The organism is Halarchaeum nitratireducens (genome assembly GCF_017874695.1).
Taxonomy (GTDB): domain Archaea; phylum Halobacteriota; class Halobacteria; order Halobacteriales; family Halobacteriaceae; genus Halarchaeum; species Halarchaeum nitratireducens.
Window position 1 is genome coordinate 109,143 of the sequence record NZ_JAGIKY010000002.1, and the last position, 21,062, is coordinate 130,204.

The 21,062-nt window shown below is 70.8% G+C and carries 27 protein-coding genes; 11 read left to right on the top strand and 16 right to left on the bottom strand.

From position 1 onward, the window contains the following. Window positions 1-24: 24 nt before the first annotated feature. Both J2754_RS02580 and J2754_RS02585 read left to right on the top strand, forming a co-directional pair. A complete protein-coding gene (locus J2754_RS02580) occupies window positions 25-393 on the top strand; it encodes a universal stress protein (protein WP_188877507.1) in 369 nt (122 codons plus the stop codon). Beyond that, window positions 390-947, top strand: a complete 558-nt coding sequence (locus J2754_RS02585; protein ID WP_211086607.1) for a GNAT family N-acetyltransferase — start codon at window positions 390-392, stop codon at window positions 945-947. The genes J2754_RS02580 and J2754_RS02585 overlap by 4 nt, the downstream gene beginning before the upstream one ends. On the opposite strand, the gene J2754_RS02590 is transcribed toward J2754_RS02585, so the two are convergent. Beyond that, the gene (locus J2754_RS02590) at window positions 926-1,378 is read right to left on the bottom strand and encodes a universal stress protein (protein WP_211086608.1); all 453 of its coding nucleotides are present in this window, start codon (window positions 1,376-1,378) and stop codon (window positions 926-928) included. The two genes, J2754_RS02585 and J2754_RS02590, sit on opposite strands and share 22 nt — an antisense overlap. Window positions 1,379-1,454: 76 nt before the next feature. On the opposite strand from J2754_RS02590, the gene J2754_RS02595 reads away from it, so the two are divergent. Continuing rightward, window positions 1,455-1,901 carry a universal stress protein gene (locus J2754_RS02595; RefSeq protein WP_188877511.1) on the top strand — a complete coding sequence of 149 codons (447 nt, stop codon included), beginning with the start codon at window positions 1,455-1,457 and terminating at the stop codon, window positions 1,899-1,901. Between the two features lie 37 nt (window positions 1,902-1,938). Continuing rightward, the gene (locus J2754_RS02600; protein ID WP_211086609.1) at window positions 1,939-3,039 is read left to right on the top strand and encodes a DHH family phosphoesterase; all 1,101 of its coding nucleotides are present in this window, start codon (window positions 1,939-1,941) and stop codon (window positions 3,037-3,039) included. A 59-nt stretch (window positions 3,040-3,098) separates the two neighbouring features. Here the strand turns inward: J2754_RS02600 and J2754_RS02605 are convergent, their stop codons facing one another. Together J2754_RS02605 and J2754_RS02610 are read right to left on the bottom strand one after the other, a co-directional pair. Further along, complete coding sequence (locus J2754_RS02605; RefSeq protein WP_188877514.1) at window positions 3,099-3,530, bottom strand: DUF5807 family protein; 432 nt, start codon at window positions 3,528-3,530, stop codon at window positions 3,099-3,101. Between the two features lie 52 nt (window positions 3,531-3,582). Beyond that, complete coding sequence (locus J2754_RS02610; RefSeq protein ID WP_211086610.1) at window positions 3,583-3,993, bottom strand: 30S ribosomal protein S6e; 411 nt, start codon at window positions 3,991-3,993, stop codon at window positions 3,583-3,585. A gap of 100 nt (window positions 3,994-4,093) precedes the next feature. On the opposite strand from J2754_RS02610, the gene J2754_RS02615 reads away from it, so the two are divergent. Then, entirely contained in the window at window positions 4,094-4,726 is a 633-nt protein-coding gene (locus J2754_RS02615) for a DUF5806 family protein (RefSeq protein ID WP_211086611.1), read from the top strand. A 3-nt stretch (window positions 4,727-4,729) separates the two neighbouring features. Here the strand turns inward: J2754_RS02615 and J2754_RS02620 are convergent, their stop codons facing one another. Together J2754_RS02620 and J2754_RS02625 are read right to left on the bottom strand one after the other, a co-directional pair. Next, window positions 4,730-5,548: a YihY/virulence factor BrkB family protein gene (locus tag J2754_RS02620; protein WP_211086612.1), complete on the bottom strand. Its 819-nt coding sequence runs from the start codon at window positions 5,546-5,548 to the stop codon at window positions 4,730-4,732. 79 nt (window positions 5,549-5,627) lie between these two features. Next, on the bottom strand, window positions 5,628-6,962 hold the full coding sequence (locus tag J2754_RS02625) for a dihydroorotase (RefSeq protein ID WP_211086613.1): 1,335 nt from the start codon (window positions 6,960-6,962) through the stop codon (window positions 5,628-5,630). A 107-nt stretch (window positions 6,963-7,069) separates the two neighbouring features. On the opposite strand from J2754_RS02625, the gene J2754_RS02630 reads away from it, so the two are divergent. Continuing rightward, window positions 7,070-7,534, top strand: coding sequence for a phosphate-starvation-inducible PsiE family protein (locus tag J2754_RS02630; RefSeq protein WP_188877520.1), 465 nt, complete (start codon window positions 7,070-7,072; stop codon window positions 7,532-7,534). Here the strand turns inward: J2754_RS02630 and J2754_RS02635 are convergent. Together J2754_RS02635 and J2754_RS02640 are read right to left on the bottom strand one after the other, a co-directional pair. Continuing rightward, a complete protein-coding gene (locus J2754_RS02635; RefSeq protein WP_211086614.1) occupies window positions 7,531-8,103 on the bottom strand; it encodes a cysteine hydrolase family protein in 573 nt (190 codons plus the stop codon). The genes J2754_RS02630 and J2754_RS02635 overlap by 4 nt on opposite strands. A 25-nt stretch (window positions 8,104-8,128) precedes the next feature. After that, window positions 8,129-9,154, bottom strand: a complete 1,026-nt coding sequence (locus tag J2754_RS02640) for a zinc-binding dehydrogenase (protein WP_211086615.1) — start codon at window positions 9,152-9,154, stop codon at window positions 8,129-8,131. Between the two features lie 105 nt (window positions 9,155-9,259). On the opposite strand from J2754_RS02640, the gene J2754_RS16390 reads away from it, so the two are divergent. Beyond that, window positions 9,260-9,895 carry a hypothetical protein gene (locus J2754_RS16390; RefSeq protein WP_188877523.1) on the top strand — a complete coding sequence of 212 codons (636 nt, stop codon included), beginning with the start codon at window positions 9,260-9,262 and terminating at the stop codon, window positions 9,893-9,895. A gap of 1 nt (window position 9,896) precedes the next feature. On the opposite strand, the gene hisB is transcribed toward J2754_RS16390, so the two are convergent. The 7 genes from hisB to J2754_RS02680 all read right to left on the bottom strand — a co-directional run bounded on the left by hisB (window position 9,897) and on the right by J2754_RS02680 (window position 15,777). Further along, on the bottom strand, window positions 9,897-10,484 hold the full coding sequence (gene hisB / locus J2754_RS02650; RefSeq protein WP_188877524.1) for an imidazoleglycerol-phosphate dehydratase HisB: 588 nt from the start codon (window positions 10,482-10,484) through the stop codon (window positions 9,897-9,899). Between the two features lie 42 nt (window positions 10,485-10,526). Beyond that, window positions 10,527-11,534: an A24 family peptidase gene (locus tag J2754_RS02655; RefSeq protein ID WP_211086616.1), complete on the bottom strand. Its 1,008-nt coding sequence runs from the start codon at window positions 11,532-11,534 to the stop codon at window positions 10,527-10,529. Between the two features lie 307 nt (window positions 11,535-11,841). Beyond that, the gene (locus J2754_RS16395) at window positions 11,842-12,462 is read right to left on the bottom strand and encodes a glycosyltransferase family 2 protein (protein ID WP_211086717.1); all 621 of its coding nucleotides are present in this window, start codon (window positions 12,460-12,462) and stop codon (window positions 11,842-11,844) included. Continuing rightward, window positions 12,369-13,076, bottom strand: a complete 708-nt coding sequence (locus J2754_RS16400; RefSeq protein ID WP_211086617.1) for a glycosyltransferase family 2 protein — start codon at window positions 13,074-13,076, stop codon at window positions 12,369-12,371. Before J2754_RS16400 ends, J2754_RS16395 begins: the two co-directional genes overlap by 94 nt. Before the next feature lie 621 nt (window positions 13,077-13,697). Next, a complete protein-coding gene (locus J2754_RS02670; protein WP_211086618.1) occupies window positions 13,698-13,952 on the bottom strand; it encodes a hypothetical protein in 255 nt (84 codons plus the stop codon). 176 nt (window positions 13,953-14,128) lie between these two features. Then, complete coding sequence (fer, locus tag J2754_RS02675) at window positions 14,129-14,518, bottom strand: ferredoxin Fer (protein WP_188877526.1); 390 nt, start codon at window positions 14,516-14,518, stop codon at window positions 14,129-14,131. Between the two features lie 80 nt (window positions 14,519-14,598). Then, window positions 14,599-15,777, bottom strand: a complete 1,179-nt coding sequence (locus J2754_RS02680) for an inorganic phosphate transporter (RefSeq protein WP_211086619.1) — start codon at window positions 15,775-15,777, stop codon at window positions 14,599-14,601. A gap of 147 nt (window positions 15,778-15,924) precedes the next feature. Here J2754_RS02680 and hisA point away from each other — a divergent pair, with 147 nt between their 5' ends. Genes hisA through J2754_RS02695 form a run of 3 tightly spaced genes read left to right on the top strand, consistent with a single transcriptional unit; the run spans window position 15,925 to window position 18,236 of the window. Next, a complete protein-coding gene (hisA, locus tag J2754_RS02685; protein WP_188877528.1) occupies window positions 15,925-16,653 on the top strand; it encodes a 1-(5-phosphoribosyl)-5-[(5-phosphoribosylamino)methylideneamino]imidazole-4-carboxamide isomerase in 729 nt (242 codons plus the stop codon). Between the two features lie 60 nt (window positions 16,654-16,713). Next, window positions 16,714-17,097, top strand: coding sequence for a phosphoribosyl-AMP cyclohydrolase (gene hisI / locus J2754_RS02690; RefSeq protein ID WP_188877529.1), 384 nt, complete (start codon window positions 16,714-16,716; stop codon window positions 17,095-17,097). Window positions 17,098-17,099: 2 nt separating this feature from the next. After that, window positions 17,100-18,236, top strand: coding sequence for a DUF7118 family protein (locus tag J2754_RS02695; protein WP_211086620.1), 1,137 nt, complete (start codon window positions 17,100-17,102; stop codon window positions 18,234-18,236). 13 nt (window positions 18,237-18,249) lie between these two features. Here J2754_RS02695 and glmM read toward each other — a convergent pair whose 3' ends face one another. Continuing rightward, window positions 18,250-19,623, bottom strand: a complete 1,374-nt coding sequence (gene glmM / locus J2754_RS02700) for a phosphoglucosamine mutase (RefSeq protein ID WP_211086621.1) — start codon at window positions 19,621-19,623, stop codon at window positions 18,250-18,252. Window positions 19,624-19,659: 36 nt separating this feature from the next. Beyond that, window positions 19,660-20,061 (bottom strand): hypothetical protein, encoded by a 402-nt coding sequence (locus tag J2754_RS02705; RefSeq protein WP_211086622.1) that lies wholly within the window; start codon window positions 20,059-20,061, stop codon window positions 19,660-19,662. A gap of 172 nt (window positions 20,062-20,233) precedes the next feature. On the opposite strand from J2754_RS02705, the gene J2754_RS02710 reads away from it, so the two are divergent. Further along, window positions 20,234-21,058 carry an HVO_0234 family beta-propeller protein gene (locus J2754_RS02710; RefSeq protein WP_211086623.1) on the top strand — a complete coding sequence of 275 codons (825 nt, stop codon included), beginning with the start codon at window positions 20,234-20,236 and terminating at the stop codon, window positions 21,056-21,058. The last annotated feature ends 4 nt before the right edge of the window (window positions 21,059-21,062 follow it).

A 21,062-nucleotide genomic window follows, 5' to 3' on the forward strand; every position in this document is an offset into this window, starting at 1 on the left:
CTGGGCCGGGGTGACGTATCGTTCATGAAAGTGCTGTTGGGCATCGGCGGGAGCGACGACTCGCTCGACGCCCTCGACCGCACGGTCGAGCGGGCCGTCGAGGCGGGTGACGAGCTCACCGTCGCCGTCCTCGACAACCCGGAGAGCGACCGGTCCGCGGACGAGGTCATCGATCACGCGTCGTCGGTGCTGGAGGAGGCGGGCCTCGACGCCGACGTTCGACACCTCACGGGCGACCCGGGGAGCGAGCTCGTCGAACTCGCCGGCCGCGAGGGGTTCGAACAGGTCGTCCTCGGCGGCGGCGAGCGCAGTCCGATGGGGAAGATCCGACTCGGCCACATCGCCGAGTTCGTCCTGCTGAACGCGCCCGTCACCGTCTCCCTGGTCCGATGACGAACGACACCGACGCGCCCGGCCCGTTCCCGACGCCGCCCCACGCCTTCGAGGACGCCGACGGGCGCGAGATCACCGTCCGCTCGCTCGCGTCGACGGACGCCGACGGGATCGAGTCGCTCGTGGCGATGTACGACGACTTCGACCCGAGCATGCGCGCGCAGGGCATTCCGCCGACGGGCGAGGCCCGCGTGCGCTCGTGGCTCGACACGCTCGTCGGGGGCGACGCCTACAACGTCGTCGCGTGGCACGGCGACGACGCGGTCGGCCACGCGACGCTCGTCCCGGACGGCGACGACGCGTACGAGCTCGCCATCTTCGTCCACCAGGACTCGCAGGGCTGTGGCATCGGGACGCGTCTCATCCGCACGCTCCTCGGCTACGGCGCGGCGAACGACGTCGCTCACGTCTGGCTGACGGTCGAGCGGTGGAACCACGCGGCGATCGCGCTCTACGAGAAGGTGGGCTTCGAGACGATGAGCGCCGAGAGCTTCGAGATCGAGATGGAGATGGACCTCTCGACGGCCCGCGTTCAGACGGACAACACGGGCTGACTCGCGTAGAGTAACACGTACTCGGCGACCTTCTCCAATACCGTTCCCGGGGGGTCGACGCTCGAACGCGCCTCGCGGGGCATGACGACGAAGTCCGCATCGACGTCGTCCGCGCAGTCGAGGATCACACTCCCCGGGTGGTGGGTCTTGCGTCGCGTCGAGAAGCCGTGCATGACGGAGGTGCCGACCGGGACGTCGCTCGCGTCGGCGAGCGCGCGGACGTCGTCGAGGAACGACTCGTGTGCGTCCGCGATCCCGTCCTCGTCCACGTCGCCGTCCACGATGCTCCGCGCGACGTCGTCGCCGAGGACGAAGAGCGCGTGGACGTCGGCGTCGTAGCGCTCGGCGACTGCGACCGCGTACTCGGCGGCGGTCCCGGAGGCGTCGCTCCCGTCGACGGGGACGAGGACCGTCCCGACTTCGAGGCTCATGTCGGCGTCTCCGGCGGCCGCCACCAAAAGCCCACCGAGGAGTGGAGTTAAGTGCGGACGCGGCGACGTCCCCCACATGATCGATACCGTTGTCGTCGCCACCGACGGGTCGGAGAGCGTGGGGCGCGCGATCGACACCGCTCTCGACCTCGCCGAGCGCTTCGACGCCGACGTCCACGCGCTCTCCGTCGTCGACACGGGGGCGCTCGATACGACCCCGGACGACCTCCGCACGGAGATGGCGGACGCGCTCGCGGCGCGCGCCGAGGACGCCCTCGCGAACGTCGCCGAACGCGCCGACGGCCCGGTCACCACGGCGGTCCGCGAGGGACGTCCCGCGGACGAGATCCTCGCCTACGTCCGGGAGATCGACGCCGACGTCGTCGCCACGGGCACGCGCGGACGCCACGGCGAGAACCGCCTCCTCATCGGCTCGGTCGCCGAGCGCGTCGTCCGCGACTCCCCGATCCCCGTGTTGACCGTGCGGCGCCTCGAAACCGACGAGATCGACGGACGCGCGTAACCGCCGGGTTCTTCTCCCTCGCCGCGCTTCCCCACGTATGAAAGACCGGGTCATCGACGACGATACCCTCTCGCTCGAACGGAAGTCCCGCCTCCCGGGGCGGGGCTTCTTCGTCCCCGACGACGTCTCCGAGGCCGAGACGGAACGCGAGATGCGCGAGCGCCTCGACGGCGCGGACGTGGTCGTGGTGGCGGACCCCGACGCCGACGGCCTCGCCTGCGCCGCGCTCGTCCGCGAGGTCCACGGCGCGGCCGCCCTCGTCCCCGCCGGCCCGCACACCCTCGAGGACGGACTCGACCGCGTCTCCGACTACGCCCCCGCCGGCGCGACCGTCTACGTCTGTGACCTCTGTCCAGACGAGTACGCGTACGTCCGCGACGAACTCGAACGCCTCGTCGCGCACGCCGGCGCCGTCCACTGGTACGATCACCACCAGTGGACCGAGGACGCGGCCGAACGCGTCCGCGCGGCCGGCGTCGACCTCGTGATCGGCGACTCCGACGAGGAGTGCACCGCCGACGTCGCCGTGCGCTCCCTCGACGCCGACCTCCCGCGCCACCTCGTCGAGCTCGCCGCCGTCACCCGCGATCACGACCTCTGGCTGAAGGAGGACCCGCGCAGCGACGACCTCTCGGACTACTCGCATCGCGCCGACGACGAGGAGTACGTCGAGACCGTCCGCGAACACGGCCCCGACCTCCCCGCCGAGGTCCTCGACTTCCTCGAAGCCGAGCGCGTCGAGAAACGCGAGCTCATCGACAAGGCCCTCTCCCGCGCCGAACTCCGCACCGTCTCCGTGGCCGGCGAGGACGTGACCGTCGGCGTCACCTACGGTCGGTGCTCCCAGAACGAGGTCGCCGACGACCTCCGCGAGCAGGGCGCGGACGCCGCCGTCATCGTCAAGCCCGCGGGCTCCGCCTCCATCCGCGGGAGCGAGGACTTCGAGCGCTGTCACGAGGTCGCCCGGCAGGTCAACGGCGGCGGCCACCCGCAGGCCGCCGGCTGTAAGCCCGACATCTACGACGACATGCTCGACTACGCGAACCACTGGACGACCGGCGGGGCCGTCGCCACGCAGGTCATCCTCAACGCCTTCCGAACGCTCCCCGACGAGCCCGCCGAGAGCGCGGAGGAGTAGCGTAGCGCCCGCGTCGCTCTCGGGGCCCGCCGCTCAGACCCCCGTGATCCGACGACGCGTCACTCGCAGAGCCAGCGCTCCGAGTAGCTCGCCCCGCACTGGCAGTGCGCGTAGGCGTGGACGACGGGGCCCTCGGCGTAGAGGCCGCCGACCTCCTCGTTTCGCTCCTCGGTGAACGCGAAGACGAACGAGACGTCGTGGGTCTCGCCGTCGCCCGCCTCGGGGCACTCGCCGCCCGCGAGGTCGCGATCGACGTGGCCGTCCGCGCCCATCGCCTCCTGTGCGAACTCCATCGCCGCCATTCCCGTCGTCTTCTGGAAGACGGTGCGCCCCCTCTCCCCGTCGACGACGAGGACCACGCCGTCGTCGTACGCGACGGCGTCCTCGCGGTCTGCGAGCGACCCGACGTTCTCGACGACGTCCTCTGTGAGGTAGAGCGCGACGTCCTCGTGGCGCTCGCCCGCGAGGAACTCGGTGTACCTGTCGGTCATACCTCCCCTACCCGCTCGCGGAAGAAAAGCGCCGTGCGTTCGACTCGACGCGTTACTCGTCGGCTTCGTCCGCGTCCTCCTCCTCGCCGAGGAGGGAGGCGACGGACTCGTCGCCGGTCTCCGTGACCTTCGCGTTGATCTGGACGGTCGCGTCGGAGACCTCGCTCCCGCGGACGCTGATCCGGCGGCGCTCGCCGTCGCGCTCGGGGTTGTAACCGACGCTCTCGGTCTTGACGAGGACGCTCTCCACGCCGGGCCCGGAGACGTCGCCGCGCATCGGGCGCCCGGCCTCGTCGGAGCCGCCGGTGATCTCGAGCGTGCAGCCGGTCAGTCCAACGGCGTCACCGTCGACCTCGTCGCCGATATTCCGACCGATGAAGCGATTCGCGTCCTGTCCTTCGACCTCGATCGGGTACGCCGCCCCCTCCGCGGGGTCGGCGACCACGACGTTGAACGTAGCCATACGCGTATTCCCGGTTGCGCGACCTAAAAGCGCGTCGAAACCCCGGAGCGGCTGCGAGGCCCGGCGACACGCTTTTGGCCGCTTCTCGGGTAGGCCGGGTATGACCGAGCAGGGCGACGCCGACGGGATCGACGCGACGGCGGACGACGACGCCACGGACGCGGCGGCGACCGCGGGCGGTGCGGACGAGCCGACGCCCGGCGTCCCGGACGACGTCCGGAAGTACGATCGATTCAAGAAGGTCGACGGCGCACAGTACGAGCGCGTTAACGACTTCCTCCGCGAGCGGACCTACGTCACGGCCCGCGAGTGGGCGATCGCGCGCTTGTGCGCGGACTTCCGCACGGAGACGGGCGTCGAGATGACGAAGATCGGCGAGAACCTCCCCGAGCTCGTTCCGTTCATGACGGACACCTACACGCCCCAAGCGGTGAATCAGGCCCGCTCGGCGTTCGAGGACAAGGTGACGAAGGCGGGCGCGACGTTCCTCTACGGCGCGATGAGCGACTTCTTCACCGCGGACGAGCTCGACGACCTGATGTACGAGTCGACGGAGGTGGCGAAGTTCCTCCTCGAAGTCGAGGGGGTCGAACTCTCCGTCGAGGAGGAGCTCGACGCCGAGGATCGCATCTCCGAGGTGATGCGCGACGTCCGCGAGGCCAGCGACGAACTCCGCCACTCGGAGGCCACGTGTCCGAACTGCGGCCACGAGATGAGCGAGGCCGGCGACTGAGCGTCAGTCGTCGCCGACCGCGCTCCCCCCGTCGTCGACCAGTCGCCCCCCGGACACGGCGTTCACGACGGCGCCGACGAGCACCACGAGCGCGGCGACGTAGAGCCACGTGAGCAGTAGCATGACGCCGCCGAGGACGCCGTAGGCCTGACTGTCGCCGGCGTAGGCCACGTACGCACGGAAGAGCGCGCCGAACGCGAGCCACCCGGTCGCGGCGACGAACGCCCCGGGAAGGGCTTCGCGGGGCGTCACCGCCGCGCCGGGTAGCACGTAGTAGAGCGGCAGGAACGCCACCGTCAGTCCGACGAGCAAGAGGAGCGGCCCGAGAAGGTCGAGTACGACCTGATCGACGACGAGCGCGAGCGCCGCGCCGACGCCGACGAGGCCGACCGCGGCGACGGCGAGACAGCCGAGCGCGACGAGGCCGTCCCGAACCGCGCCGACGAGCCCGGCGTCGTCCTCGCCGTAGACGACCGCGAACGCCGTGTTCAGCCCGCGGAAGACCTTCAGCGCGCTCCACCCGAGCAGGACGACGCCGAGCACCGACGTGCCGAACGCGCCGGTGCGGTTCGTCAGCGCGCCGCGGAGGAGGTCGGCGGCGTTCGGCGAGAGGAACCCCTGCAGGGCGGCGACGACGGCGTCCGCGGTCGCCGGACCGCGGAGCGCCGCCGCGAGCGCGAAGACGAGCACGAGCAGCGGCACGAGCGAGACGAACGCCGCGTACGCGATCGCGCCCGCGACGAACGTGAGGTTCCGATCCCGGACGACCGCGATCGTCTCCAGCGCCGTCCGACGGGCGGCGTCGAGCGTCGAGTCGGGCATACCGATCAGTCGGTCGGCCGTCGGTTGAACGTTCGGGCCTGCGTCGGTTCCGTCGGCCCCGCCCGCGCCCCGTCGCGCGCTACGGCGACCGACGGCGAACGTTCGTCCCGCCCGGCTCCCCGAACGCCTCCTCGGGCGCGTCCCACACGCGCTCGCCGCGCCGCATCGTCCAGACGGGGAAGACGCCCTCGAAGCCCGCGAACGGCGTCCAGGTGCACTTCGAGTGGAGGGCGTCGGCGTCGATCTCGGTCACGTCGGTCGTGTCGTAGAGCGCGAGGTCGGCGTCGTACCCTGGCGCGATCCGCCCCTTCCCGGCGACGCCGAACAGCTCCGCGGGGTTCCGCGCGGTGACGTCGCGCACGCGCTCGACCGTGAGGTCCGTGCGCCGCGTCGCGGCGAGGAGGAGCGGCACCATCGTCTCGACGCCCGGCACGCCCGACGGCGCGTTCCAGATGTCCGCGTCCTTCTCCGCGCGAGTGTGGGGCGCGTGGTCGGTCGCCACGATGTCGAGCGTCCCGTCGACGAGGCGCTCGAACAGCTCCGCGCGGCGGTTCTCGCTCCGCAGGGGCGGGTTCATCCGCCCGAACGTCCCGAGTTCGTCGTAGTCGTCGCGCGAGAGGAGGAGGTGGTGGGGCGTCGCCTCGCAGGTGAGGCCCGCCTCCGCGGCGACGTCGACAGCCTCGGGCGTCGAGGTGTGCGCGAGGTGGACCTGCGCGTCCGCCTCCCCGGCGACCTCGGCGGTGCGTTCGGCGGCGACGATCTCGGCCTCCGCGCGCCGATAGGCGCTCCACGCGTCCGGGTCATCGCGCGCCGTCGCGTCCGCTCGCGGATCGTCGTCCTCCCCGCTCGCGTTCTCCGTGCTGCGCGGCAGCACGCTCTCGTCGAACAGCGTCGCGTCCTCCGCGTGGACGGTGACGGGGACGCCCGCCGTAGCGGCGCGCTCGACGGCGTCCGCGAAGAGGTCGGCGTCGATCCCCATCTCGCCCGTCGAGTCGGCGAGGAAGACCTCGCCGAGCGCGAACAGCGGGCGCTCGAAGAGCGAGTCGGGATTCCACGACTCCGTGACGCCGCCGTTGAGACCGTAGTCGACGAGCGAATCGTCGGCGAACGCCGCCTTCCCGTCGTAGGCCTCCCCCGTCGTCGTGGGCGGATCGGTGTTCGGTTGATCGACGACGGTCGTGACGCCGCCCGCCGCGGCCGACCGGGAGCCGGTCGCCCACGTCTCCTTGTGGCTCGCGCCGGGCTGGCGGAAGTGGACGTGGGCGTCGATCGCGCCGGGGAGGAGGAGGCGTTCGTCGGCGTCGATGGGCACCGTCCCGTCGAGGTCTACGCCGACCGCGTCGATCGTCTCGCCGTCGAGGCGGACGTCGCGGACCCGGCCGTCCGCGAGCGTCGCGTCGCGTATCACGCGCATACCCGGGCGTCGGCGCTCTCGCGCCTAAAGCTGACGACACGCCACGCCGCGCGCGACCCGCGAGCTCGGGCGTGCCGATTTATGCGTCCGGCCCCACGACTCGGATGATGAACACGCCGACCGTACCGGATGTGGATGGGTTCGTCGACGTCTCCGAGCGGCTGATGCGCTATCTCGAAGTCGTGGCCGCCTTCGTACTCGTCGGTCTCTTCGGCATCGGCGTCTTCGATTTCCTCCTCCAGATCGTCACGCTCGTTCGCACGGGCGCGATCACGGACACCGCGGCGATCATCGGGCTCATCGACGAGATCCTCCTCCTGTTCATCATCGTCGAGATCTTCCAGACGGTCGTCGCGTACGCCCAAGAGCAGAGCGTCATCCGCATCGTCATCGCGGCGGGACTCATCGCCGTCGCGCGGAAGGTCATCAGCTTCCACTCCGGTGACTACGGCACGCCGACCGAGTCGACGATCGCCGCCGCGGGGTACGCCCTGCTCTTGCTCGCGCTCGTCGCCGCCCTCTACGTCGTCGGGCGCGCGAACGTGACGACGCCGCCCGACCAGGACGTCTAAGCGTCGAAGCCCACGGCGTCGCGCGTCGTCGTCTCGCCGAACAGCCACGCGGCGTGCTCCGTCGCGTACTCCCGGTGGTCCGCTTCGATGTAGCCGAGCGCGTCCTCGACGACGACGGTGCGATAGTCGCGGAGGCCGGCGCTCGCGGCCGTGTGGAGGACGCAGACGTTGGCGAGCGTCCCGCAGAAGACGAGGTCTTCGATCCCGTGCGCGTCCAGATACCCCTCCAGTTCCGTCTCGTGGAAGGCGTCGTACGTGTGCTTCTCCACGACGTGATCGGGGTCGGGGAGGTCGTCGACGAGCTCGGCGTCCCACGTCCCCTCGACGACGTGCTCGCCCCAGCGCGCGAACTCGTCGTACGCGTGGTTCCCCTCGAACTGCCCCTCGGGGTGGACGTCGCGGGTGTAGACGACGCGCGCGCCGGCCTCGCGGGCGCGCGTCGCGAGCGAGACGCAGGGATCGATGGCGTCGCCGCTCGGGGGCGCGTAGAGGCTCCCGTCGGGGTCACAGAAGCCGTTCTGCATGTCGACGACGATCAGCGCGGTCTCCGCGGGATCGAACTCGGGCATACCGATGAGGGCGTCTGCGAGGCGCTTAGTCCTTCACCCGGACGGCGATCTTGCCGACGTGCTCGCCGGCTTCGAGGCGGCGGTGGGCGTCGCCGATCTCGTCGAGGGCGTAGTCGGTGTCGTCGAGGTGGGGAACGATATCGCCCTCGTCGACGAGCGTGGCGACGCGATCGAGGATCTCGCCGTGGCGGAGGCGGCCGGCGTGGTCGTCGTGAATGAGCGGGAGGAGCATGAACACCGTATCGACGCTGAGCCCCTTCGAGTGGACGGGGTCGAGGTCGGCCTCGCCGCGCGAGACGGTGGTGACGACGCGCCCTTTCACGCCCGCGGCGGCGAAGTCGTTCCCGAGGTTGTCCGCGCCCGCGCCGACCGTGTCGAAGACGACGTCGAACCCCTCGCCGTCGGTGTACTCGTCGGTGTAGTCCGCGACGTCGCGCCGATAGTCGAAGGCGTGGTCCGCGCCGAGCTCCTCCGCGAGCGCGCGCTTCTCGTCGGTCGAGGCCGTCGCGTGGACGACGCCGCCCTCCAGGCTCGCTATCTGGACGCCGACGTGTCCCACGCCACCCGTCCCGCCGTGGACGAGGACGGACTCGCCGGGCGAGACGTCTGCGCGCGTCACGAGGCCGTCCCACGCGGTGATCGTCACGAGCGGGAGCGCGGCGGCTTCGCGCATCGAGAGCGAGTCGGGCTTGTGCGCGAGCGTCGCGGCGTCCGCGGCCGCGTACTCGGCGAGCGCACCCGTCGTGCCCGCGAGGCCGCCCGGACAGCCGTACACCTCGTCGCCGACAGCTAACTCGTCGACGCCATCGCCGACCGCGACCACTTCCCCGGCGAGGTCACCGTGCAGGACGGCGGGGAAATCCGGGCAGAGGCCGCTCGCGAACCCGCTGCGGATCTTCGTGTCCACGGGGTTGACGCTCGTCGCCGCCACCTCGACTAGCACCTCGTTCGCGTCGACCTCGGGGACGTCGAGCGTGGCCGACTCGAAGACCTCCGGGTCGCCGTGCTCGCGGATCACCTGTGCGTCCATCGTCTCGGGGATGTCGGACATACGCGCTCCTCGGATCGCCGTTCGCAAAAACGTCAGCGTGCCGGCCGCGTTCGCGGCTATCCGCGGCACGCACCACCTAAGTCCCTCGCACCCGACGCGTCGCGTATGCGCGAACTCGACCGCTGTGACTTCTGCGAGGAACCCGCCGACGGCGTCTACGAGGTCGTCCCCGATACCGTTCCAAGCGGTGCGCGCCGCCTCGTCCTCTGTACGGCCTGCCGGGACACCCTCGCGGGCGTCGTCGACCCGCTGCTCGACGCCCTCGACGGCCACGACCACGCCGAGCACGACCACTCTCCGGCCGTCACCGTCGAACCCGCGGTCCCCGACGTCGAACTCGACGCGGACGAGACGGCCGACGACGCGGCCGACGGCGACGCCGACGCGGCCGACGGCAATCCCGGCCGCGACGTCACGACCGACGGCACCGTCGCTGCGACCGACAGTAATCCCGACGCGACCGACGGTGACGCTGACGCGGCAAACAGCGACGCTGACGCGGCCGATGGAGACGAAACCGAGGTAGACGGCGAAACGGATACCGGCCCGGATCGCCCGGAGGGGTACGCCCAACTCGTCCGTCTCCTGCGCAATCGCCCGGGCGCGATGACGCGCGCGGCCCTCGCGGACCTCGCCGACGGCGCCTACGACCTCTCGCGCGCCGAGGTGGACGCGGCCGTGGACGCCGCCGTCGAGAACGGGCATCTCGAGGAGACGCCCGAGGGCGTGCGGACGCCCTGACTCAGAGCTCGCCCTTCGTGCTCGGCGTGTCGCTGCGGCGCTCGTCGAGTCGCGTCGCGTCGTCGAGCGCGCGGGCGTTCGCCTTGAAGAGCGCCTCGACCTCGTGGTGGGCGTTCTCCCCGTCGATCGCGCAGTGGAGCGTGAGGCCGGCGTGCTCGGCGAAGGAGTGGAAGAAGTGGGCGGCCATCACGCTGGAGAAGTCGCCGATGCGCTCCTGGCTGAACTCCCCCTCGAACTCGTAGTAGGGGCGCCCGGAGACGTCGAGGACGACGCTTCCGACCGCCTCGTCGAGGGGGACCCTTCGGTCGGCGTAGCGGACGATGCCGCGCTTCTCCCCGAGCGCCTCGTTCACCGCCTCCCCGAGGACGATGGCGACGTCCTCGACCGTGTGGTGGTCGTCGATGTGGAGGTCGCCGTCGCAGCGCACCGTGAGGTCGAAGAGGCCGTGCTTGGCGAACGATTCGAGCATGTGATCGAAGAAGCCGATACCGGTCTCCGCCGTGCTCTCGCCGTCGCCGTCGAGGTCGACGGTGACGTCGATGTCGGTCTCGGCGGTCGAGCGGGACGCCGCGCCCGTACGCGTGCTCATACGCCGTCCTTCTCGCGCGTCGCTCAAGGCCGTTGCGTTCGCCTACACCAACCCGAGCGCGCCGAGGGCGGCGAAGAGGAGATCGCCGTAGGTGAACGCGACGATCAGGCCGAGACAGAGCGTGACGAAGAAGGGCGTCCCGGGGGTGATCCAGACGGCCTCGCGCTCGGTGACGACGTCGAGGCCCTCGCGGAGCGAGGCGGGCGACGTCCCGTACGCGGAGCCCTCGATGTCGTCGAGGAACGCCGCCGCGCCCCACGGGTCGCCGTCGCCCGCGACGACGTCACCCGCTCCGCGTCCGTCGCGCTCGCCGCCGTCGGTGCGCGCGCGCCCGTCGCTCGTCATCACCACCCCGTCGGTCGGGTCGTTCGGCTCCGCGGGGAGCGTCCCGGGATCGCGCAGGCCGGGATCGTCGCGGAGGTCGGCGAGCGTGACGCCGCGCCACCGACAGTACATCCGCAGGGCGTCGAGATCGAGGCCGCCGGTGAGGCGCGTGCCCTCGCGGTCCTCAAGGAGGCTGCCGTGCTCGACGGGCAGGCGCTCGACGGGGACGCGCTTGCCGACGGCCATCACGGTCGCGATGTCGCCGCGCGCCGCGTTCGAGACGAGCAGGTAGAGCGGGTACGCCATCCCGAGGACGAGGGCGTTCATGAGGACGGTGAGGGCGAAGACGCGGACCGTCGTCGGGACGTGCGGGAGGACGAACCCGTCGAAGTAGTACGTCGGGTAGGTCGGGAGGAGGACGCTGATGGCGACGAGCGCCTTCGCGTCCGCGCCGCCGAAGCCGACGGGGACGACGTAGAAGAACGCGCCGAGGCCGCCGACGAGCAGGACGCTGACGGCCGTCCGGAGCGCGAACGCCCGGAAGGTGAACGCGTCGGGCGCGTGGACGGCGTTCCACCCCTCGACCGCGAGGCAGAGCACGCCGAGGACGAGCAGCGGCGGCCAGAGCAGGTCGGGGACGCGACGCGTCTCGATGTCCCGGTACGCACCGTAGGCGAACGCGGGGACGGCGAGCAAGCGGAGCAGGTCGGGAACGGACGCGTACACGAACGGATCGGCGCGCGAGAGGGGCAAAGGAGTTTCGGCGACGGGCGATCGATCGCCGACCGTCGATGCCGACGCGCGGCTACGTGGCGGTGCGTCCCGAAAGAGAAACGTCGTCGTTCGACGCCGGCCGCGTTCGCTGACGCAGTCCGCTTTCCCGTCGCATTCGCGCGAGCTCGGGAGTCCTTCCCTACCGCGCCCCGACCTCGTCACGCGTTCGCTTGCATGGGGAGTCGTTGGTTGGCCCACTAATCGGCCCGTGACCGGATGCGCCCGGCTCGAAAACCGACCCGTCCGTTCTCGTCGACTATCACCGGTCGGTCTTCACGTAGACGTTCGGGCGCTCGAGGACGAACTCCTGAACGAACGCGACGAAGAAGAGGACGGACTGAACGGAGTAGTAGAACGGCAGAACGAACATCGCGAGATATTCCCGGCGATGGTGGGTGAGGCCGTCACGCCAGTCCTGGAGGAAGACGAGCGAAGCAGCCAGAATCGGAACGATCGTGAACGCCGTCCAGAAGACGCTATCGTTCGGGAAGTACGTCCGTGCGTGGAACGTCGAACTCCAATGGACCACGGTCAGAGGCCCCCCCAAGACGAAGAACGCGGGCGCGATCGCGTACGTGTACGTGTAAATCGCGTCGGCCTTCTTCCGGGACGAGACGTCCCGCTGGAACGGGAGCGTCGGCAGGTATCGACGTGCAACCTGCATCCATCCGCGCGACCACCGGAGCCGCTGGTGCCAGATTCCTCGGACGGACGTGGGGTGTTCCTCGTACGTGATGATCGAGGGGTCGACCCGGATCTCCTTTCCGAACTCGTGGATGCGGGAGGTCATATCGATGTCTTCGATGAGGATCTCCTCGTCGAATCCGCCGAACTCGTCGAAGACCTCCTGCCGGAAGAACGCCTGGCCGCCGCCGAAGATCGTGAACCCCCCCCCATCACGTCTCGCGCGAACAGCTCCGCCTTCTCCGTGACGTGTCGTTCGACCGTGGCGAGCAGGGCGACGAGAGACTCGTCCGGATTATCGCCGTAGCACCGACCTTTCACGCACCAGACATCGGGATCGTCGAACCACCGGACCGCCCGGTCGAGCGCGTCCGGCTCGAACCGGTGGTCCGCATCGATGCTCGCGATCACCGATCCCTCGGCGTATCGTAGCGCGTAGTTCGCTGCCGCCGCCTTTCCCCCGCCGGGTTCGTCGCGTTCCACGGCGCGAATCACGTCGTGTTCCGCCGCAGCGCGCTCCGCGATCTCGGGAGTCTCGTCCGTACACGACGCCTCGTAGCAGACGATCACCTCTAGTTTCTCCTTCGGGTAGTCCAGGTCGAGGCACGCGTCGAGCGTGTCCCCGAGAACGCTGGCCTCGTCGTAGGCCGGAATGATCACGCTCACGTCCGGCCGATCGTCGTCCGCGACCGGTGGGTCCGCGTGCTCGAACGACAGGAGCGGAGATATGGCGGTCCGGAGCACCAGCCCGCAGATCCCGACGAGGAGGATCGTGTTGAGGATTCGGGGGTAGCTCGCGTCGAAGAGCATCGGGAAGAAGACGACACAGACGAGAGCGACACCGAACCCGACGTATGGGAGAGCGGCTCGAAGCGAGACCGAACGCCCGTCGAGGGTGGTGGACTCCATATACCTATGTAGCGAGTTACTTTGAAGGCACTTAGAACGTGCCATCCCGAGATCGTGTCGAAGGGCCGTCAGATACACGAGCCACAGCCGAACGGCGCAGTATCTCGGTGCAGGATGCCGAGCCCTGTCACTCGGGCGTCACTGGATCGCCGACGGCTTCCCGCCGCCGCGGAGACAGGTGCCCCGACCGCGAGTGTCGGCCGTCCCGGAAGTCGACGAGCGACCAGCCATGAGACCGGACCGTCGAACACGGAGATCCGAACGGTCGACGGACCGCCGGTTCTCGTCCGGTTCGAGACTGTTCCCCGCGTTCGAGACGTGGGATGAGAACGCGATCGCTCGCGGCTCAGCCGCTGCACGGTGACTGGTGGGTCTGGTTCGACCCGGACGATATCGCGTGCGAGGGGAGGTGGGCCGACCCGAATGCCGACGCGAGCCCGTGGCGGACCGTCCCAGGTGCGTGCGACATCTACGACACCGCCGAGACCCCGTGTTCAGAGTGCCGCAGTACGGCACCAGCGCTCACCGTCGGAATCGGGCGGCGAACACGGCGCCGATCGACGCCACCACGATGCCGGTGACGATCGGACGACGCCCGGCGGTCGAGCAGGTGTTGAAAACGACCCGCTCGATCACCGGGCCGACGGCTCTGCAGAAACCGATCCCGGAGTCGACCAGAACGGCGAGGACCGCGACCGTCCCGAGGAGACTCGATCCGACGAGCGCGAAGAGAACCACGCCGGTCGCGCCGAGACCGACCACCCGCCTCCAGTGCATACGAACCGATTAGGGGCGGCTATCGCATAATCTTGGGGTGGCGACCCGCGGCGATATCGCTCTCTTTCGAGATTCCACGCGCACTCGAACGAGACTCCCCTACCGATCGCGCGTACGCTAGGAATGTGCCCCCGCGCTGAGGGCACGTTTGTGAGACGTGCGTTCTGCGCTGTCGTTTAGATGACGCGGTTCTGGAGGTAGTCGAGGTGCTTCGCGTTGTAGACGATCTTGACCTCGTCCGTGGCCGGCGACCCGATGCAGGTCAGGCGCACGTTCTTCTCCTCGACCTCCTCGTCGCTGAGGATCTGCTGCATGTCCATGTCGATCTCGCCCTCCTTGACGATGGACGCGCAGTTCGCACACGCACCGGCGCGGCAGGAGAACGGCCAGTCGTAGCCCTGCGCCTCGGCGGATTCGAGGATGTAACTGCCCTCCGGTACGTCAAGCTCACCGTAGTCCTCCTCGTCGAGACCGGCGTCCGCGGCCTTCTCGAAGAGGTCGTCGTCGTCCATGTCCCAGCCCTGGTCGCTGACGACTTCGTAGTTCAGGTATTCGACGGTTGGCATCACGGTGAGATTTTTCGCCCGTAATGAAAGGCCTTGCTGTTTTCACGCAGTCGCCGCCGGTTTCGCACACGGACGTCCGCTCAGCCGACGATCCCCGCGAGGCTGAACAGCGCGAACGACGCCGTCGCGGCGATCGACGGCGTGAGCACCCAGAGGATCACGACCCGCCCGACAGCGGCGGGGTCAAAGAGGTCCCCGGCGGCGAGTTCGTCGGGGTCCTCCTCGCCGATCCGAGGGACGTCACCCGGGGTGTCCGCCCGTTCGGCGGCGAGCGACCCCACCGCGATCGGCGCGCGCCCCTCGCCGCTGAACGCGTCGTTCGCGCGGACGGTCCGCGTCGCCCGCCCCCAGCCGAGCCCGACGATGCACATCGTCGCGGAGACAGCGAGGCTCGCCGGTATCCCGAGCACCGACAGGGCGGTGATGAGCGACGCGGAGACGACCTCGACGATCAGCGCGGCGAGCAGCGGGAGGTCCGTGAGGTCGTTTCCGACGGTGTCGAGCGTCCGGCGGGCGATCGTGAACGCGCCGACGGCGATCGCCGCGCCGGCGAGGAGGACGCCCGCGTTCGCGGAGAGGTAGCCGCCGCCGACGAGCGGCGCGACGGCGTTCGCGGCGTTCGACGCGCCCGCCGAGAACGCCATGTAACAGCCGATCGCGACGACGAGGAACGCCGCGAGGAACTGCCGCGGCGTCGCGCTCTCGTTCCTGCCGACCGGGTAGCCGACGGGGCCGACCTCGCGCCAGACGAGCAGTCCGTCCTCGGGCGCATCGAGCCGGAAGAAGGCGTCTAGATAGGGGTACGCGTAGCGGCCGACGACCGCGCAGAGCCAGAAGGCGAGGACGGGCGCGACGACCCACGCGGAGACGATCCGTCCCATCGTCGCCATCTGGAGGGTGCCGGTCGCGGCGCCGAGGCCGGCGATCGAGCCGACCGCGGTCATCGACGTCGACGCCGGGACGCCGTAGCGATTCGAGACGAGGAGCGCGGCGCCGACGAAGAAGAGGACCGCGACCGACGCCGGGAGGGTGAACTCGGAACTCGGGACGATCTCGCCGCCCATCGTGTCGATGACGTTCCGGCCGACCGTCCAGCCGCCGAGGAGCGCGAAGACGGCCATCAGCGCGGCCGCGCCGAGTTTCGTCACGACCTTCGAGCCGACCGCCGGCCCGAAGGCGACGCCCGTCGAGGACCCGCCGATGTTGTAGCCGACGAACGCCGCGACGAGCACGCCGACGGCGAGGAGAGCCGAGACCATCGCCTCGGGCTACGCCCGCACCCGGTTTGAACCCGGTGATCGCAGGCGGCGGGCGCCGACGAGTCGGCCGCCGGCACGGCCTCCGTCGGGCCCCGTCGCTCGCTCCCGAACGCGGACGCTTTTGCCCGTCGCCCTCGCACTCGGAGTATGTTCGAGACGTTCGAGGTCGTCCCCGCGGTCGACGTACAGGACGGCGAAGTCGTCCAGTTGGTACAGGGCGAACGCGGAACGGGCAAGCGCTACGGCGACCCCGTCGCGGCCGCCGAGGACTGGCTTGCGGCCGGCGCGGAGACGATCCACCTCGTCGACCTCGACGGCGCCTTCGAGGGCGCACGCGAGAACGAGGACGCGATCGGCGCCGTCGTCGAGGCCGTGGGCGACGACGCGGACGTCCAAGTCGGCGGCGGCATCCGGTCGTTCGCCGACGCGCGCGACCTCCTCGAAATCGGCGTCGATCGCGTCATCCTCGGGACGGCCGCCGTCGAGAACCCCGAGCTGGTCGGCGAGATCGCGGACGCCTACGACGACAGCACGCTCGTCAGCCTCGACGCCAAGGACGGCGAAGTCGTCGTCTCCGGCTGGACTGAGGGGACCGGCCTCGACCCCGCGGCGGCCGCCGCCGAGTTCGAAACCGTCGGCGCCTCGGGCGTCCTCTTCACGGACGTCGACGTCGAGGGCCAGCAGACCGGCGTCCGCACCGACGTCGTCTCCCGCGTCGTCGACGCCGTCGACATCCCGGTCGTCGCCTCCGGCGGCGTCGCCGCCCTCGACGACATCACGGCGCTTCGAGAGGCGGGCGCGGCCGCCGTCGTCGTCGGCACCGCGCTCTACGAGGGGAACTTCACGCTCGCAGAGGCTCGCGAACGCGTCGCGTAGCCCCCGACTCCCCGACGGGCGCGACAGAAGACCTATCCACGCCCGCCGGTATGCTCCGGTATGAGCGAGAGCGAGAGCGGCTTCGGCGTGGACCTCGACTTCGGGGACGACGGCCTCGTACCAGCCGTCGCGCAGGACGCCGAGACCGGCGACGTTCTGATGCTGGCGTACGCGAACCGCGACGCCCTCGAACGCACCGTCGAGACGGGGGTCGCGCACTACTATTCGCGCTCGCGCGAGGAACTCTGGGAGAAGGGCGCGACGAGCGGGCACACTCAATCGATCGAGGAGGTCCGCGTCGACTGCGACGGCGACGCGCTCCTCTACGTCGTCGAGCAGACCGGCGGGGCGTGCCACACCGGTCATCGTTCCTGCTTCTACCGCACCGTCGAGGGCGAGACCGTCGGCGAACGCGTCTTCGACCCCGACGACGTCTACGAGTGACGATGGCCGGCGCCACGAGCGACGACCCCGCCGACGTCTCGGGACTGCTCGCGCGCCTCCGCGACGCCCGCGAGCGCCGCACCGACGCCGAAGCCGCCGTCGACGAGTACGGCACCGACACCCTCGAACGCCTCCGCGAGCACCGCGCGGACGCGCTCGCCCTCCTCCGGCGGTACGAGGACTCGGCGACCGGCTCCGGCGACTTCCAGTCGTACATCGAGTTCGAGGGGAAGGTCGCCGAACTCGTCGAGCGCGTCGACGACGACCTCCCGCGCGCCGACGCCTTCGACGACTACGACGACGCGCTCGACAAGCGCCGCGTCACCGAGTCGGACTTCGAGCGCGCCCGCGACGCCCTCGACCCCGTCACCGACCTCACCGATCGCCTCGACGAACGCGAGGCCGCGCGCGACGCCTATCGCGCCGTCCGCTACGACGCCGAGGACCGACTCGACGCGCTCGACGACGAGATCGCCCGCCTCGAACGCGTCGCCCGGCTCGCCGACGCCGACCTCGACGCCCCGGTCGCCGACCTCCGCGACCCCGTCGAGGCCTACGACACGGCGGCGCGGACCGCCGTCGAGGACGCCCTCGCTCAGCGGTCCGCGCGCGACGTCCTCGGGTGGCTCGACGCGCTCACGGCGTTCCCGCTCGTCGACGCGCCGACCGTCCCGCCCGCCCTCCTCACGTACGTCCGCGAGCACGACGCCGGCGACGAACCCGTCCCGACGCTCCTCGACCACGGCGACGAGTCGCTCTCGAAGCTCGAACACTACGTCGACGACCCCGCGGCGCTCAAGCGCGTCGTTGGCGCGAACCGGTCCTTCCTCCAGCGTCTCGACGGCGGCTTCCTGACGCTCGGCTGGCCGCCCGACCCCGCGGACGTCCTGCGCTACCGAGCGAACGAGCTCGTCTCCGCGCTCGCGCGACTCGACGCCGATACGGCGATCGACCGTCTCCGGACCGTGACCGCGCTCGCCCGCACCGAGCGCTACGAGCGGCTCCGCGAGGCCGCGCTCGCCCGCGCGGAACTCGACGACGCCGAACGCGAGCGCGTCGCCAACGGGACGGTCGCCGCGGCGCTCGAAGACGCCCGCGACGCCCGCGAGCGCCTCGCCGCGGCGCTCGAAGACGCCTAATTGTCGCGGCTCGCTACTCGATCGCCGCCCGGAGCGCCGCCGCGAGGTCGTCGGCGAGCTCGCCGGCGCGCGCCTCGGTACGCGCCTCCGCGTAGACGCGCACGACCGGCTCCGTCCCCGACGGGCGCGCGAGCACCCACGCGTCGCCGTAGTCGAGGCGGTGTCCGTCGATGGTCGTGAGTCCGGCGCCGTCGTCGGCGGTCGCCGCGTCGGCGTACGCCTCCGCGGCCGCGAGCAGCGCCTCCCGTTCCGCCTCGCCGTCGTACTCGACGTTCACGCGGACGTTCGCGTAGTCGTCGTAGGGCGCGACGACGTCGCTCGCCGCTGCTCCGTCCGCGAGCAGTTCGAGGAAGCGCGCGCCGATGTACGCCCCGTCGCGGCTGATCCGGTACCCCGGGAAGATCACGCCGCCGTTCCCCTCGCCCGCGATCGGTACGCGCTCGCCCTCGGCTTCGAGCTGGCCGATCCGCGTCATGATGCGCGTCGAGCCGATCGGCGTCAGGTCGAGCTCCGCGTTCGCGGCCTCACAGACGTCGACGAGACGCTGGCTGACGTTCACCGCGGAGACGACGGTGTCGCCCGCTTCCACCTCGGCGGCGGCGAGCGCCGCGAACGACGCGCTCCCGTCGATCGGCTCGCCGCGCTCGTCGTAGAAGACCGCACGATCGCCGTCCCCGTCGTGGGCGATGCCGACGTCCGCGTCGCTCGCGCGCACGAGCCGTCCGAGCGCGTCGAGGTTCTCCGGGACGGGCTCGGGATCGCGCCCCGGGAAGTGGCCGTCCGGCTGGGCGTTCACCGTGACGACGCGACAGCCGAGCTCGCGGTAGACGTCGGGGCTCGTCAGCGCGCCCGCGCCGTGGCCGGGATCGAGCGCGACCGTCAGCTCCGCGTCCGCGATCCGCTCGCGCTCGACGGATTCGAGTACCAGCTCGACGTACCGCCGATTCGCGCCGTCGACCGCCCGGTCCGTACCGGTGCGGTCCCACGCGACGGCCTCGAACGCCTCGCCGAGGAGCGCCTCTTCGATCCGTTCGAGGGCCTCCACGGGGAGTTCGACGCCGTCCGGACCGACGAGCTTCAGCCCGTTGTACGCGGCCGGGTTGTGCGACGCCGTCACCATTACCGCCGGGACGCCCTCGTCGGCCGCGTACGCTTGCACCCCGGGCGTCGGGACGACGCCGAGGCGATCGACGTCCGCGCCGACGGCCGCGAGCCCCGACGCCACCGCGTTCTCCAACATCCGTCCCGTCAACCGGGTGTCGCGCCCGACGGCGAAGCGCGACTCCTCGCGGACGGTCCCAACCGCCCTCGCGACCCGGAGCGCGAACGCCGGCGTCAGCTCCTCGTTGGCGACGCCGCGCGTCCCGCTCGACCCGAACACCTGCATACCTCACCTGACGGCGGCCGTCCCAAAGCCGTTTCCCTAGTGGTCGTGGCCCTTCCTGTTGCCCGGCTTGCGGTCGATCAGGCTCACAAAGAACGCGTCGCCGTCGTAGAAGTAGACGCCCCGGAAGCCTCCCTTACAGTAGTCGGCCATGTCCGCGCCGAGTTCGTTGCCGGTCTCCGCGTCGAGATACACCGGATCGGACCACGACCCGCGCTCGCCGTCCGCCGCCCGCGAGAGCGCGGTCTCCAAGTTCGGGTGCGCGGTGACGAACGACTCCTCCAAGGTGCACGTGTAGTCGCTCGCCTCCGGATCCGCCGGCATCGCGCGGAGCTTCCACTCGCCGGACGGCCCGAGAACCCCGAGACCGAGGCCGTTACAGCCAGCGAGCGCGCCCGCGAGACCGGTCGCCGCCGCCGCGAGGTACCGACGTCGTCGCATACTCGCCACTCGGAGCGGCGACGTGAAGTACCGTGCGGTCCGCACAGGACGACGGCGCGCGTCTCACGGGTCGTTCCTCCCCGCTCGCGTTCGCGGTCCCGCGGTTCCTCGCGTCGCTCGGAACCGCGCTCCGTGCGCAACCCTTTCCGCCCCCGCACTCACTTCTTCACGCATGAGCGACCACGACATCAGCATCGACGAGAAACGCGTCTACGCCGAGCAGACCGGCACCGAGACCCTGCTCGTCGGTACCGATCGCGGCCTCGCCGCCGTCGCGATCTCCGGCGACCAGATCGGCGAGTTCGCCCTCCTCACCACCACTGAAGTGCGCGACGTCGCCGTCTCGGACGGGACAGCGGCCGTCGCCGACCGCGAAGACGTCCGGACCACCGACGCCGGCCGGAACGCCGTCGGCGGCGATCCCACGTTCACCGAGACCGGCTTCGGCGACGCCGTCGCCGTGGGCTACGACGACGACACGCTCCTCGCTACCGGGCCCGAGGGCCGCGTCGCCGCCCGCGACGGCGACGTGTGGGACGACTGCGGGATCGCCCCCGAGGCCCGGCGCGCCGACGGCTCGCTCCTCGCCACCGTCGACGGCGTCTATCGAGTCACCGACGACGACGTGGTACACGCCGGATTGGACGACGTGAACGACGTCTCCGGCGCCGGTCCGTGGGCCGCCACCGACGACGGCGCCTATCGGCTCGGTAACGGCTGGCTCGCCGAGCGCGACGGCCGCGCGACGGCCGTCGCCGCCCGCGCCGATCACGCCGCCGCGATCGTCGACGACACCCTGTACGAGCACGACGGCGACGGCTGGCGCGAACGCGCGTGTCCCCTCACCGATCTCGCGGACGTCGACTACGGCGCGGGCGCGCTCTACGCCGTCGACTCCACGGGGACGGTCGCCGTCGACGCCGGCCACGGCTGGCGCACCCGGACGATCGGACTCCCCGGCGTGGCCGCCGTCGCCGCCGTCGCGGACGAGCGCTGACCCC

What these genes read in the sequence shown, in the direction of transcription:
- J2754_RS02580 (WP_188877507.1), top strand. Translation starts at nt 25, where the DNA reads ATGAAAGTGCTGTTGGGCATCGGCGGGAGCGACGACTCGCTCGACGCC.
- J2754_RS02585 (WP_211086607.1), top strand. Translation starts at nt 390, where the DNA reads ATGACGAACGACACCGACGCGCCCGGCCCGTTCCCGACGCCGCCCCAC.
- J2754_RS02590 (WP_211086608.1), bottom strand. Translation starts at nt 1,378, where the DNA reads ATGAGCCTCGAAGTCGGGACGGTCCTCGTCCCCGTCGACGGGAGCGAC.
- J2754_RS02595 (WP_188877511.1), top strand. Translation starts at nt 1,455, where the DNA reads ATGATCGATACCGTTGTCGTCGCCACCGACGGGTCGGAGAGCGTGGGG.
- J2754_RS02600 (WP_211086609.1), top strand. Translation starts at nt 1,939, where the DNA reads ATGAAAGACCGGGTCATCGACGACGATACCCTCTCGCTCGAACGGAAG.
- J2754_RS02605 (WP_188877514.1), bottom strand. Translation starts at nt 3,530, where the DNA reads ATGACCGACAGGTACACCGAGTTCCTCGCGGGCGAGCGCCACGAGGAC.
- J2754_RS02610 (WP_211086610.1), bottom strand. Translation starts at nt 3,993, where the DNA reads ATGGCTACGTTCAACGTCGTGGTCGCCGACCCCGCGGAGGGGGCGGCG.
- J2754_RS02615 (WP_211086611.1), top strand. Translation starts at nt 4,094, where the DNA reads ATGACCGAGCAGGGCGACGCCGACGGGATCGACGCGACGGCGGACGAC.
- J2754_RS02620 (WP_211086612.1), bottom strand. Translation starts at nt 5,548, where the DNA reads ATGCCCGACTCGACGCTCGACGCCGCCCGTCGGACGGCGCTGGAGACG.
- J2754_RS02625 (WP_211086613.1), bottom strand. Translation starts at nt 6,962, where the DNA reads ATGCGCGTGATACGCGACGCGACGCTCGCGGACGGCCGGGTCCGCGAC.
- J2754_RS02630 (WP_188877520.1), top strand. Translation starts at nt 7,070, where the DNA reads ATGAACACGCCGACCGTACCGGATGTGGATGGGTTCGTCGACGTCTCC.
- J2754_RS02635 (WP_211086614.1), bottom strand. Translation starts at nt 8,103, where the DNA reads ATGCCCGAGTTCGATCCCGCGGAGACCGCGCTGATCGTCGTCGACATG.
- J2754_RS02640 (WP_211086615.1), bottom strand. Translation starts at nt 9,154, where the DNA reads ATGTCCGACATCCCCGAGACGATGGACGCACAGGTGATCCGCGAGCAC.
- J2754_RS16390 (WP_188877523.1), top strand. Translation starts at nt 9,260, where the DNA reads ATGCGCGAACTCGACCGCTGTGACTTCTGCGAGGAACCCGCCGACGGC.
- hisB (WP_188877524.1), bottom strand. Translation starts at nt 10,484, where the DNA reads ATGAGCACGCGTACGGGCGCGGCGTCCCGCTCGACCGCCGAGACCGAC.
- J2754_RS16400 (WP_211086617.1), bottom strand. Translation starts at nt 13,076, where the DNA reads ATGCTCTTCGACGCGAGCTACCCCCGAATCCTCAACACGATCCTCCTC.
- J2754_RS02670 (WP_211086618.1), bottom strand. Translation starts at nt 13,952, where the DNA reads ATGCACTGGAGGCGGGTGGTCGGTCTCGGCGCGACCGGCGTGGTTCTC.
- fer (WP_188877526.1), bottom strand. Translation starts at nt 14,518, where the DNA reads ATGCCAACCGTCGAATACCTGAACTACGAAGTCGTCAGCGACCAGGGC.
- J2754_RS02680 (WP_211086619.1), bottom strand. Translation starts at nt 15,777, where the DNA reads ATGGTCTCGGCTCTCCTCGCCGTCGGCGTGCTCGTCGCGGCGTTCGTC.
- hisA (WP_188877528.1), top strand. Translation starts at nt 15,925, where the DNA reads ATGTTCGAGACGTTCGAGGTCGTCCCCGCGGTCGACGTACAGGACGGC.
- hisI (WP_188877529.1), top strand. Translation starts at nt 16,714, where the DNA reads ATGAGCGAGAGCGAGAGCGGCTTCGGCGTGGACCTCGACTTCGGGGAC.
- J2754_RS02695 (WP_211086620.1), top strand. Translation starts at nt 17,100, where the DNA reads ATGGCCGGCGCCACGAGCGACGACCCCGCCGACGTCTCGGGACTGCTC.
- glmM (WP_211086621.1), bottom strand. Translation starts at nt 19,623, where the DNA reads ATGCAGGTGTTCGGGTCGAGCGGGACGCGCGGCGTCGCCAACGAGGAG.
- J2754_RS02705 (WP_211086622.1), bottom strand. Translation starts at nt 20,061, where the DNA reads ATGCGACGACGTCGGTACCTCGCGGCGGCGGCGACCGGTCTCGCGGGC.
- J2754_RS02710 (WP_211086623.1), top strand. Translation starts at nt 20,234, where the DNA reads ATGAGCGACCACGACATCAGCATCGACGAGAAACGCGTCTACGCCGAG.